Consider the following 12078-nt stretch of genomic DNA (forward strand, 5'->3'; position numbering starts at 1 on the left):
TTAATCCAGAATCCCAAGTTCGTCCCACAACGCATCAATGCGCTGCTTCACGGCATCATCCATTACGATCGGCGTGCCCCATTCACGATCGGTTTCTCCAGGCCATTTGTTCGTCGCATCGAGGCCCATTTTGGAACCAAGACCCGCCACCGGCGAAGCGAAATCGAGATAATCAATTGGGGTGTTTTCAATCATCACGGTATCCCGTGCGGGATCCATGCGGGTCGTCACCGCCCAAATAACATCTTTCCAATCTCGAGCATTCACGTCGTCGTCGCAGACAATGACAAACTTGGTGTACATAAACTGCCGTAAGAATGACCAGACCCCGAGCATGACTCGTTTTGCATGGCCCGGATACGACTTTTTCATCGTGACCACGGCCATACGATATGAACACCCTTCAGGCGGCAGATAGAAATCGACAATTTCCGGAAATTGCTTTTGCAAAATCGGCACAAAGACTTCGTTTAGTGCGACACCCAACACCGCAGGCTCATCAGGTGGCCGCCCGGTGTAGGTACTGTGATAAATCGGATCCTTGCGATGGGTTATATGCGTTACCGTAAACACTGGGAATGATTCGACTTCGTTGTAGTAACCAGTGTGATCCCCATACGGACCTTCGGGCGCCGTTTCCCCCGGCTCAATATAGCCCTCAAGAACGAATTCCGCGTGCGCTGGAACTTGTAAGTCATTACTGACACACTGCACGACTTCCGTTTTGCTATCACGCAACAAACCTGCAAACGCATATTCCGAAAGGGTATCCGGAACCGGTGTCACAGCGCCCAGAATCGTCGCCGGATCCGCGCCTAATGCAACGGATACGGGGAAGCGTTGCCCCGGGTTTTGCAAACAAAATTCACGGAAATCCAGTGCTCCGCCCCGATGACTGAGCCACCGCATAATGAGCTTATTTTTCCCGAGCAGTTGTTGTCGATAGATCCCGAGATTCTGACGCTTCTTGTGGGGTCCGCGTGTGACTGTCAGCCCCCAAGTTACTAAGGGAGCAACATCTCCCGGCCAACAGTGTTGAATTGGGATGTTCGTCAAATCGACGTCATCTCCTTCAAGGATCACTTCCTGGCACGGCGCTTTCTTCAATTCTTTGGGCGCCATACTCAGGACTTTCTTCAACAAAGGCAGCTTCGACATGGCATCTTTAAAGCCAGCCGGCGGCTCGGGTTCTTTTAGATAAGCCAATAGCTTGCCGACTTCACGTAAAGCAGCCACATCAGATTGGCCCATTCCCATTGCAACCCGCTCCGGTGTGCCAAATAAATTGGCAAGCACCGGAATGGAGTGACCTTTGGGGTTTTCAAACAGGAGTGCCGGACCGCCCGCTTTGAGCGTTCGGTCGGCAATTTCGGTCATTTCTAACTTGGGGTCAATTTCCTTCGTGATGCGCTTCAACTGTCCTTGTTGCTCAAGCTTCGCAAGGAAATCTCTCAGATCACGATACTTCATGGATTATTTGGACCGTTTCATGGAGTCAAAGAATTCGTCGTTGGTTTTCGTCATTTGTAGTTTATCGATGACAAATTCCATCGCTTCAATCTCACCCATCGGGTGTACGATTTTCCGCAAAATCCACATTTTCTGAAGCTCATCCGGAGTTGTCAGCAGCTCTTCACGGCGGGTCCCGGAGCGGTTGTAATCGATCGCAGGGAATACACGCTTCTCCGCGATCTTGCGGTTCAAGTGCAGTTCCATGTTCCCGGTTCCTTTGAACTCCTCGTAGATGACTTCATCCATCTTCGATCCGGTATCGATCAGAGCAGTCGCGATAATGGTCAGTGAGCCGCCTTCCTCGACATTTCGAGCGGCACCAAAGAAGCGCTTTGGCTTGTGTAAGGCGTTGGCATCCACACCCCCGGTCAGTACTTTCCCTGAACTCGGAATCACGGTGTTGTAGGCGCGCGCAAGACGTGTGATGGAATCGAGCAAGATCACGACATCTTTTTTGTGCTCAACCAACCGCTTGGCCTTTTCGATCACCATTTCGGCCACCTGTACGTGACGGCTCGCAGGCTCATCAAAGGTCGAAGCAATTACTTCGCCCTTCACTAAGCGCTGCATTTCGGTGACTTCTTCCGGACGCTCGTCAATCAGTAGCACCATCAGATTACATTCTGGGTGATTGGCTGCGATGGATTGAGCAATGTTCTGTAATAACAGTGTTTTACCGGCTTTAGGTGGCGCCACAATCAAACCACGCTGACCTTTTCCGATCGGTGATGCTAAGTCCAAAATCCGGGCCGTAATGTCTTCGGTCGAACCATTACCACGCTCCATGCGAAGTCGCTCGTTCGCATGCAGTGGTGTGAGGTTTTCGAATAGGATTTTGTTGCGGGAGTTTTCTGGTTTATCGAAGTTAACTTCGCGGATCTTGAGAAGGGCAAAATAACGCTCACCTTCTTTCGGTGGCCGAATTTTTCCGGCTACGGTATCACCAGTCCGCAAGTTAAAACGTCGGATCTGGCTGGGTGAGACATAGATGTCATCCGGGCCGGCGAGATACGACGAGTCCCCTGAGCGCAAAAATCCGAATCCATCCTGCAAAATCTCAAGCACGCCATCGCCGAAGATGTCTTCACCGCTTTTTGAGTGCGCTTTGAGGATTGCAAAGATAATGTCTTGCTTGCGCAAGCGGGCCATGTTCTCGAGACCCATCTCGGCGGCGAGGTTTACCAGTTCGTTGACGGGCTTGTTCTTCAGTTCTGTAAGATTCATAGTAGGTAGGTTTTTTCAATTGGTTAGATTTTGGATATGTCTCGTGTTCACGAATATACCGTGAGACGCCACGGAAAGTTCATCGAATTTGAAAGTGTTTTGTGTTTGGATAAATTTTGCTCGCAGATGGGCGGGCAAATAAAAAGTTCTTGAGCAGCAATCTGGAAAGCAATGGAATACTGAGGCGAGTTCGATGTGAGGCTCAGCATCGTAAGAGCTGCCGAGTTAAAAGTAACACCAAATTGGGAAACCGTCCAGTTTTTAAGCGCCCTTGCGCAAAACTTGCACAGGGCGCTTCCAAACCATTGAACTTAGACGTGCTCGTTCAGGAACTCAGCCAGCTGAGTTTTCGACATGGCGCCCACTTTAGTTCCCACAACTTCACCATTTTTAAACAGCAAAAGCGTCGGGATACCGCGGATTCCATACTTAGGAGGCGTTTGGTTATTGTGGTCAACGTTCAACTTGCCCACTTTCAATTTACCTGCAAACTCGTCAGCGACTTCGTCGAGGATCGGCGCGATCATTTTGCACGGACCACACCACTCGGCCCAAAAGTCCACCAGTACGGGTTGATCAGCGTTTAAAACGTCGGCTTCAAAGCTATCGTCACTCAGCTGAACAATATTGTCACTCATGTTGCATCTCCAATCGGTTGCATGCGTCGCATTTTTTTGTAGCAGCGCATTATATTCTGTTTTCTAATGCAAGTCTAAACCTGTTAAACTGTGCACCTATGAGCAAAAAACACCTTACAGAAACCCAATTTGCCGCCTTGGGTTTGCATCCTAAAGTTCTGGATGCTTTAAATCAAATCGGCTACGAGCACTGTACGCCCATTCAGGCAATGAGCTTGCCTATCGCGTTGCAGGGTAAAGATGTTGCAGGTCAAGCACAGACCGGCACCGGAAAAACTATCGCTTTTCTTGTGGCATTATTCAACCACTTGATGACGAATCCGAAACGAAACCCAGACGAAACGCAACCCCGCGCGCTTGTTATGGCACCTACGCGAGAACTCGCCGTTCAGATCGCTAATGACGGAGAAGCCATCGCAAAAAGTTGTGGATTGAAGATGGCGGTAGTTTACGGTGGCGAAGGATATGACGCCCAGCGTGCAGAGCTTCAAGAAGGAGTCGATGTGCTCATCGGCACCTGCGGCCGCCTGATCGACTACTTTAAGCAAGGCGCTTACAAACTTTCGAATATTGATGTCGTCGTGCTCGATGAAGCAGACCGGATGTATGATCTGGGCTTTATCGACGATGTGCGCTATATGTTGCGGAAGATGCCTCCTGCGGGTGAGCGCTTAAACATGCTGTTCTCCGCGACACTGTCCCACCGGGTTAAAGAGCTCGCCTACGAACACATGAACGATCCGACGAGTGTGGAGATCGAACCGGAACGGATGACTGGTGCGCGCATCGAAGAAGAGCTCTTCTATCCGTCCAAACCCGACAAAATTAAGCTGCTATTGACGTTGGTTGAGGAAGATTGGCCGGAGAAAGCAATTGTTTTCTGTAACACCAAGCACGGATGTAACTATGTTTATCATTGGCTGCTCGGTGACAAGCATCGGGTCGGACTCCTCACGGGTGACGTGCCTCAACGCAAACGTCTTCGCATTCTCGAGGATTTCACCTCCGGAAAAATCGATATTTTGGTCGCGACTGATGTTGCTGCGCGCGGATTGCATATCCCAGCTGTAAGCCACGTATTCAATTACGACTTGCCAGACGATTGTGAGGATTACGTACATCGGATTGGCCGCACAGGTCGAGCGGGAGCCAGCGGGAAAGCCATCAGCTTTGCCTGCGAAGAGTATGTGTATAACTTACCTGCGATCGAAAGCTACATTCAGCATGAGATTCCGGTTACCAAATACAACTCGGACGCCCTGCTAACCGACTTGAAAAAGCCGCATATCCCACAAAAACGGCGCATGCAAAGTGGTCGCGAGCATAGTCGTCGGCATTCCGGCCCACGCCAGCGAAAGCACTAATCAAGCGACGAAGGAGCCTAACCGATGCGTTCAAAAGATTATTATGCGGCCATCGACTTAGGCTCCAACAGCTTCCACATGCTGGTCGTGCGTGTGGTAGCCGGCTCCCTCCAAGTAGTCTCAAAAATACGCAGAAAAGTCCGCCTTGCTGGGGGACTTCAAGCGGATGGAACCCTCGATGCTGCGGCGCGAGAGCGGGCTCTCGATTGCCTCGCCATTTTCGCGGATCGGGTCCGCGACATTGCTCCAGAAAATATCACTGCGGTCGGCACAGCCACCCTGCGCAAACTCAAACCCGAAGACCCGTTTCTTGAGCAAGTTCGCAGTACACTTGGGCATCCACTTCGGATCATTAGTGGTGACGAGGAAGCCGCGACCATTTTTCAAGGAATCGCCCACACGACGTCCGTGCAAGGCGCTACCTTGGTCATTGATATAGGCGGCGCAAGTACCGAAATTGTAGTGGGCGAGGGTTTTGAAGCGCGTTATCTGCAGAGTTTGGATATGGGCTGCGTTACGCTGATTGGGGCGTTCTTTGACGACGGCCGGATTACACCAGAAAATACCGATGCGGCGATCACCCATGTCATGCAATTGATTGAGCCTCATGCGGCCGCTTACAAACGCCATGGCTGGGACGCTGCACTGGGTGCGTCCGGGACATTCAAGTCCTTGCAAGAAATGGCGCTCGCGCGCGGATTGCCGTTGCGCTTTACCCTTCCATGGCTCGAACAACTACTAAACGAATGTTTGCAGTACGGTCGTATCGACGCGCTCGAGCTTCATGGTTTACGGCCGCCCCGTCGTCCTGTCTTTATCTCCGGTCTGTGTATTTTGATCGGCGCATTTCGCGCCCTCAAGCTGACGACTATTGAGGCAACAGAAGGGGCACTTCGTGAAGGTCTGATTTACGGAATGCTCCATGAGCTTCAACACACGGATGTTCAACTTCGAACACTTATGAGTTTGGTCGAAAGTTACCACCTAGATTATGATCAAATCGCGCGGGTGGAGAAGCTCGCGCAGCAATACCTTGAGGCATGTCCAACCCAGTGGCACGATATTCAAGGGGAAGATGCGGTCCGTTTGGTGCGTGCAGCAAGCTACCTCCACGAGATTGGCTTAACCCTCAACTACAAACATGCCAGTAGCCATGGTCGCTACGTCCTCGCTCACTCAAATTTACCAGGGTTCTCGGTCCGCGAGCGTGAATTTTTACTGGAGCTTCTCGGTGGAGTCGCGGGAATCATTGATGACGATGCCGAGCCGGACGAACTTCCTGATTATCCGCCTCTCGCTCGTTTAACACGGGTCATGCGCCTCGCAGTGATGGGTTGTCAACGCCGCCGCGATGATATGATCGCCAATGGTGTGTTGACCACCGACGATGAACACCTCACCTTGCACTTCCCGCGTGGCTTTTTACAAGCGAACCCGTATCTTCGAAGCTTGTATGAAAAAGAAGCGCTGTGGCAACAGCGCTTCGGTGGATTGACCCTGAAAGAAGTGTAGGTGTGTTATCCGCGCTGTTGCTCGCGAAGTTGTTGAGCGACTCGTTTGGCGAAATAGGTCAGAATTCCATCCGCCCCAGCGCGTTTAAATGCCAAGAGAGATTCGACAATTGTCTCTTCGCCCAACCATCCTTTTTCAATGGCGGCCATGTGCATCGCGTACTCTCCGCTCACTTGATAAGCAAAAGTAGGCACCTTGAACGTTTCCTTCACGCGCTGCACAACATCGAGATACGGCATGCCTGGTTTCACCATTACCATGTCTGCTCCCTCCTCGAGATCGAGAGCAATTTCATGGAGCGCTTCATCACCGTTCGCAGGATCCATTTGATAAGTCTTTTTGTTGCCACCTTTCAAATTTCCAGCTGATCCCACTGCATCACGAAACGGCCCGTAATAACTTGAAGCATACTTTGCCGAATACGCCATGATCATCACGTTTGGGTATCCCGCTTCTTCAAGTGCAACTCGGATCGCGCCGATGCGCCCATCCATCATATCTGAAGGTGCAACAACATCCGCCCCGGCCTGCGCATGAGATAGCGCCTGACGCACCAGAGCCTCGGTGGTAATGTCATTCTGCACATACCCCTCAGCATCAATAATTCCATCTTGCCCATGGGTCGTAAATGGATCGAGCGCGATATCTGTCATCACACCGAGTTCAGGAACAGCTGCTTTCACCGCTCGGACGGCTTGCTGCGCGAGTCCCTCTGGATTCCAAGCCTCTTCCGCCTGCTCGGACTTTGCCGAAGCGGGCGTCACCGGGAAAATAGCAATCAGTGGAATGCCGAGATCATGCAATACCTTCGCCTCGGCCACGAGCAGGTCGATCGAAAGCCGCTCGATTCCGGGCATGGAGGGGATACTCTCACGCTGCTGCTCGCCGGGCAGCACGAACATCGGATAAATCAGATCCGCGCAACTTAGGCTTTGTTCTGCGACGAGGCGGCGACTGAAATCATGGCGGCGCAAGCGGCGCATCCGGCGCATAGGAAATCCAGCAAATGGGTACATAGAAGCCTATCCTGTGGTAAAGATGTTGCGGACGATTGTACTGGAAAATTCGTAAAAATGCTCACGCATCAGCGTTTACGGTCACGCGGATAACCTGATCGCGACCCTTTGATTTAGCCCGGTACAAGGCATCATCGGCCGCTTTGAGCAACACAAGCGCGGAGTGCGCGGGCTTCTCTACGGTAGTGGTCGCGACGCCAAAACTTGCCGTAACTTGAAGTGGACCCGCTTTACTGGCAAACGGCCGTTTGCGAATAGCATCTTGGAGTCGCTCAGCGACTCGTTTTGCCGCCTCGGCATCCGTGTCCGGTAACACGACCGCAAACTCTTCGCCGCCATAACGACACACAAAGTCTGTCGGACGACTTGCGGTTTCTTGCAGGCGCTTCGCAAACGCAATCAGAACGTCGTCTCCAATCAAGTGACCGTAGGCGTCATTGAGCGGTTTAAAATGATCGATATCTACCATGACAATTGAAAGCGGCTTTCCCTCTTCTTGCGCTTGGTGAAATACGTGCTGCAGCTGTTCATTGAAATAACGACGGTTGAAAACGCGTGTAAGTCCATCCTCACGACTTTTCTGCTCGAGTTCGCTATTGGCCACTTGCAAGCGGGCCGTGACATCCTCTAGCGCTTGTGTCCGCTCCGCAACCCGAACTTCCAACTCTTCGTTTAACTGCCGTTGTGCTTCTTGTGCAACAAATGCCTGCGCCAGCGCTTCATCTTGCGCGGCGATTTTTTGCGTGCGCTCAGCAGAGTACATCAGGGTCACCACCCACGACAGCAGGAGGACTTCAATTCCTGAACCGATCATGATGGCGTAGCGCTGAATAAACTGCCCATCCAAAATACCCAAGTAGGCCAATGAATTGAACAAGATCGAGGCGAGAAAGGTAATCCAAGCCAACATAAAGATCTGCGCGTGCATCATCCCACGGATCCACATTGCGGCGCCCAACACCATCACGTAACTGCAAGCGATGATGGCGAAGCCTAACAACATACGGATCGTCACCGAGTACGGCAACAACACGCTACAAATCGAGATAATGGCGGCACCCACACCGAGCGCAACTAAACCTTGGTGCCAGCGAATTCCATTTGAACGAAGGTTCATGAGCTGGGTAATGAAAATCGAGGCAAAAACGAAAGCTAATCCACCGAAAAGGACGATCGCCCGTTCCTGCATCCACAGAAACTCAGGCCACAAATAGCGGAACCCAACCCCACTGAGTGCAGCCATGAGAAGTCCAGTAAAGATGACGTAGATAGAGTAGCTAAAAAAGCTCGGCTCACGGGTGACAACATAACCAAACAGGTTATACACCACCATACAAATCAGCACGCCAAAATACAGGCCAACCGCAACGTTCAATGGTCCCTGAGCGGCGTGAAAATCACTCTCTTGCCAGATATAAAGTGGGACACGAACCGAGCTGCTGGTTTGCACGCGGACAAAGGCTTCATGTGCTTCGGTGTCAGGCACAGGAAGCACAAAAGAATTGGCAAGCACTGGGCGCTCGGTGAAGGGCTGTTGGTCTCCCACATGATATTCACTGACGACTTCACCATCCAATACGAATGCAACATGCACATTATCAAGTAATGGATATTCGATCTGCAGCAGTCGCCGCCCTTCCCCTGCGGGAATTCCGACCCGGAACCAAATTGGTGTCGTATCATAACCAAACGAGATCGGGATCGGTACCCAAATAGGTCCAATTCGCTTGAGAGAATGTCATGACATCATTGAGGGAGTGCTCATCCTGATGATCAATAAAGTAATCCGCCGACGGCACAATGCGGGTATCCTCGCTCGCCTGCACTGTCGAAGAAAATAACCCGAGCATCAAAAAGACATTCAACAGCAGGCGGAGGTGTTGCCATTTACTCATGGGCTGCCTCCTCATCTTGCCCGACCGACAGTGCCGACCATTCGCCAAATAGGCGCTGCGCATTTTCAGTTGTCGTGTGCATCAGGGCTTGCGCATCGGTTCCACGCAGCTGAGCAACGGTCTCGACGATATACGGAAGGTAACTCGGGAGATTGGTCCGCGATTTTGGCCGAGGCCGAATCGTGCGTGGCAACAGATAGGGCGCATCGGTCTCGAGCAATAAACGAGATTCAGGAATGGCCGGGATTGCTGCTTGCAGGTCGGCACCGCGTCGCTCATCACAGACCCACCCCGTCACCCCGATGTAGCAATCCCGTTCAATGTACTGCTCGAGTGCAGCACGGTCACCGGTAAAGCAATGGGCAAATAAAGCCGGAATATCTCTGCGGAACTCATCCAGAATAGCAAGTTGATCATCTAACGCGTCCCGCTCATGCAAACACACAGGAAGTTTTAAATCGGCCGCCAATGCCAACTGAGCCGTAAAAACACGACGCTGAATAGCCGGAGGAGAGTAGTTTCGATTGTAGTCGAGGCCGCATTCACCCACTGCGCGGACCCGTGGATCGGCCGCCAGCGTGCGTAGTACATCAAGATATCCGGGGCTCACATTGGCCGCATCGTGGGGGTGTACCCCCGCGGTTGCGATACAGCCAGGGTGATGTTCGGCCAACGCGAGGGCTTCTTGGCTACTGTGTTCGGATGTCCCAATCAGTACGAATCGCGTCACCTGCTGACGCGCAGCCTCATCTAAAACCGACGCGTGCCGGTCTGCAAAGGCAGGTGCACTCAGATTGAGACCACAATCGACCAGCATGTGAAAGCAGACTACCGTTCTATCTGCACACGAATACGCCGGTTTGAACCGTCCGTGCCCATGAAGTAGCTATTCAGGAAGCGACCCTCTTCAATGTAGTAGCGGGTGTTCGGGTCGTAATTAAAGCGTCCGGCTTCTTGCTGACGCCAAACTTGTCCATTATCGAGCCGGAAGAACCACAAACCTCGCGCATTTTGCCAAGCCTCATCAATGGTTACATATTCCTTGCCCTCAATCGGCTTTCCACTGCTTCGCGCTTGTTCTTGACGCCGTGCCTCAGCCTCTTGGGCACGAGCTTCGGCCTCTTGCGCTCGAGCTTCCGCTTCACGGGCCCGCCGCTCTGCCGCTTCTGCTCGTTCGTCCGCACGTTGTTGGGCTTCACTCCGCGCTTCAGCTGCGCGCTCTAGCCCCGCACCTTGCCCTTGGCTTTCACCACGCCCTTGACCTAACCCCTGACCTTGACCACGCGCTGGGCCTGATGCGACTTCAGCGCCAAGCTCAAGCGCAATTTCGTCATAACACACCAGACGCTCAAGTGGGTTTTGAATCTCTGCACAAGCTTGAATTCGATTGGAAACGGAGTTTTCGTCCGACCACGCCGGGGCACTGAGCCAAGTCAAACTGACCGCTGCGCTTGCGAGCAGAGCGATCCGTCCAATTGGGCGTTGCGTACGTTTCTGGATACGAGTATTCATGGCTGTTCCTCCTGATTCTTGTTCTTATAAAAACCAGCCAAGATGATACCTAGTTCATACAGCAACCACATGGGAACTGCAAGCAAGGTCTGTGAAATGACATCTGGCGGCGTGAGCAACATGCCCACCACGAAGAGTCCGACAATCACATACGGACGCTTGTTCCGCAACGCTTCTTGGGTGACCGCACCACTCCATACCAACAGTAAGATGGCCACCGGAATTTCAAAGGCGATGCCAAAGGCAAAGAAAATCTTTAATACAAAATCCAAGTAGCTGGAAATATCTGTAGCGATCGTAATGCCCTCCGGAGCCATGCTCGTGAAGAAGGCGAACGCCAAAGGAAGCACCACGTAATACGCGAATGCAATACCAAGATAGAACAGCAAGCTACTACTAATTAACAATGGGGCGACTAAGCGTTTTTCTTTTTTGTACAGTGCTGGGGCTATAAAACGCCATACTTGATGCAGGAGAAAGGGGATGGCAATCAAAATCGAGACCACCAGAGTCAGTTTAAACGGCGCAAAGAAAGGAGCCCCAACATCCGTTGCGATCATACTGGTACCTTCCGGCAAGTGCGCCATCAACGGGTCCGCAAGCCAGCGATACAAGTCGCGTGCAAAGTAAATCAATGATACGAAAATCACCAGCACTACGGTAACCGACCGCAATACAGTCCGCCGAAGTTCAGCTAAATGATCAAGTAACCCTGTTTCTTGCATGGCTACGGGTCCTTTTTATCGTTTGTCGCTGAAGGGGTGTCTTTCGGTTCTTCCGAGGCGTCAGTGGACTCCTTCGACGGTGTTTGTGCACCATAGGGATTACGCACCGAATCCGCAGCTTGCTGCAGCTCAGCCAGGGAACGTTTTAATTCAGGAGACAATTTCTCGATGTCTTCGGCCGACTCGATTTTCTTCAGGTGGTCGTGAAGCTCTTTCACGCGCAGTTCATGATTAATCTCTGCTTCCATCCGGCTTCCAAAAGCGCGCACTTTTGCCAGGGTTCGCTGCATGGAACGGATAGCCCCGGGCAGCCGCTCGGGCCCAAGCACAAGCAACCCAATCACGAGGATAATCAGTAGCTCCCAGAACCCAATATCAAACATACGTCCGTCCGCGTTTCATCACGATGCTGCATCACCACGCTTAGTCGCGCGGTTTGGCGTCGTCATGTTCTTTCGACTGTGGTTTCTGATCAGCCTCAGGTGAAACGGAAGACTTCTCTTCAAGCGATTTCTTTTCCTCGTCAGATGGCTTTTTCTCGTCATCCATCTCTTTTTTGAAACCTCGAATCGCCGATCCGAGATCGCTTCCGAGCGTACGCAGACGCTTACTACCAAAGACGATGACTACCACAAGGAGGATAATCAAAAGTTGCCATAAACTGATACCCATAAATCCTC

Annotated in this window: 13 protein-coding genes; 2 read left to right on the forward strand and 11 right to left on the reverse strand. The window is 51.9% G+C overall.

Annotated features, from left to right (window positions below; all coding sequences use genetic code 11):
- The 3 genes from ubiD to trxA form a co-directional block, all read right to left on the reverse strand.
- Positions 1-1470, reverse strand: a complete 1470-nt coding sequence (gene ubiD, locus CWE11_RS05520) for a 4-hydroxy-3-polyprenylbenzoate decarboxylase (RefSeq protein ID WP_126776609.1) — start codon at positions 1468-1470, stop codon at positions 1-3.
- 3 nt (positions 1471-1473) lie between these two features.
- Positions 1474-2736, reverse strand: a complete 1263-nt coding sequence (gene rho / locus CWE11_RS05525) for a transcription termination factor Rho (protein WP_126776610.1) — start codon at positions 2734-2736, stop codon at positions 1474-1476.
- Between the two features lie 311 nt (positions 2737-3047).
- Positions 3048-3374 carry a thioredoxin TrxA gene (trxA, locus tag CWE11_RS05530; RefSeq protein ID WP_126776611.1) on the reverse strand — a complete coding sequence of 109 codons (327 nt, stop codon included), beginning with the start codon at positions 3372-3374 and terminating at the stop codon, positions 3048-3050.
- Positions 3375-3472: 98 nt separating this feature from the next.
- Here trxA and rhlB point away from each other — a divergent pair, with 98 nt between their 5' ends.
- Both rhlB and CWE11_RS05540 read left to right on the forward strand, forming a co-directional pair.
- Positions 3473-4738 (forward strand): ATP-dependent RNA helicase RhlB, encoded by a 1266-nt coding sequence (rhlB, locus tag CWE11_RS05535; protein WP_126776612.1) that lies wholly within the window; start codon positions 3473-3475, stop codon positions 4736-4738.
- A 24-nt stretch (positions 4739-4762) separates the two neighbouring features.
- Entirely contained in the window at positions 4763-6250 is a 1488-nt protein-coding gene (locus CWE11_RS05540; RefSeq protein WP_126776613.1) for a Ppx/GppA phosphatase family protein, read from the forward strand.
- Positions 6251-6255: 5 nt separating this feature from the next.
- Here the strand turns inward: CWE11_RS05540 and hemB are convergent, their stop codons facing one another.
- The 8 genes from hemB to tatA all read right to left on the reverse strand — a co-directional run bounded on the left by hemB (position 6256) and on the right by tatA (position 12070).
- Complete coding sequence (gene hemB / locus CWE11_RS05545) at positions 6256-7266, reverse strand: porphobilinogen synthase (RefSeq protein WP_126776614.1); 1011 nt, start codon at positions 7264-7266, stop codon at positions 6256-6258.
- Between the two features lie 61 nt (positions 7267-7327).
- Positions 7328-8989 (reverse strand): sensor domain-containing diguanylate cyclase, encoded by a 1662-nt coding sequence (locus CWE11_RS05550; protein ID WP_338022161.1) that lies wholly within the window; start codon positions 8987-8989, stop codon positions 7328-7330.
- On the reverse strand, positions 8946-9161 hold the full coding sequence (locus CWE11_RS05555; protein WP_126776616.1) for a hypothetical protein: 216 nt from the start codon (positions 9159-9161) through the stop codon (positions 8946-8948). Before CWE11_RS05555 ends, CWE11_RS05550 begins: the two co-directional genes overlap by 44 nt.
- Positions 9154-9978, reverse strand: a complete 825-nt coding sequence (locus CWE11_RS05560) for a TatD family hydrolase (RefSeq protein WP_198675602.1) — start codon at positions 9976-9978, stop codon at positions 9154-9156. Before CWE11_RS05560 ends, CWE11_RS05555 begins: the two co-directional genes overlap by 8 nt.
- A gap of 11 nt (positions 9979-9989) precedes the next feature.
- On the reverse strand, positions 9990-10673 hold the full coding sequence (locus tag CWE11_RS05565; RefSeq protein ID WP_126776617.1) for a hypothetical protein: 684 nt from the start codon (positions 10671-10673) through the stop codon (positions 9990-9992).
- On the reverse strand, positions 10670-11398 hold the full coding sequence (gene tatC, locus CWE11_RS05570; protein ID WP_126776618.1) for a twin-arginine translocase subunit TatC: 729 nt from the start codon (positions 11396-11398) through the stop codon (positions 10670-10672). The genes CWE11_RS05565 and tatC overlap by 4 nt, the downstream gene beginning before the upstream one ends.
- A 2-nt stretch (positions 11399-11400) precedes the next feature.
- On the reverse strand, positions 11401-11781 hold the full coding sequence (gene tatB, locus CWE11_RS05575) for a Sec-independent protein translocase protein TatB (protein WP_126776619.1): 381 nt from the start codon (positions 11779-11781) through the stop codon (positions 11401-11403).
- A 40-nt stretch (positions 11782-11821) separates the two neighbouring features.
- The gene (gene tatA, locus CWE11_RS05580; RefSeq protein WP_126776620.1) at positions 11822-12070 is read right to left on the reverse strand and encodes a twin-arginine translocase TatA/TatE family subunit; all 249 of its coding nucleotides are present in this window, start codon (positions 12068-12070) and stop codon (positions 11822-11824) included.
- Positions 12071-12078 lie beyond the last annotated feature (8 nt).

Origin of the sequence: Aliidiomarina sanyensis (genome assembly GCF_003987175.1) — a bacterium.
Lineage (GTDB): Bacteria > Pseudomonadota > Gammaproteobacteria > Enterobacterales > Alteromonadaceae > Aliidiomarina > Aliidiomarina sanyensis.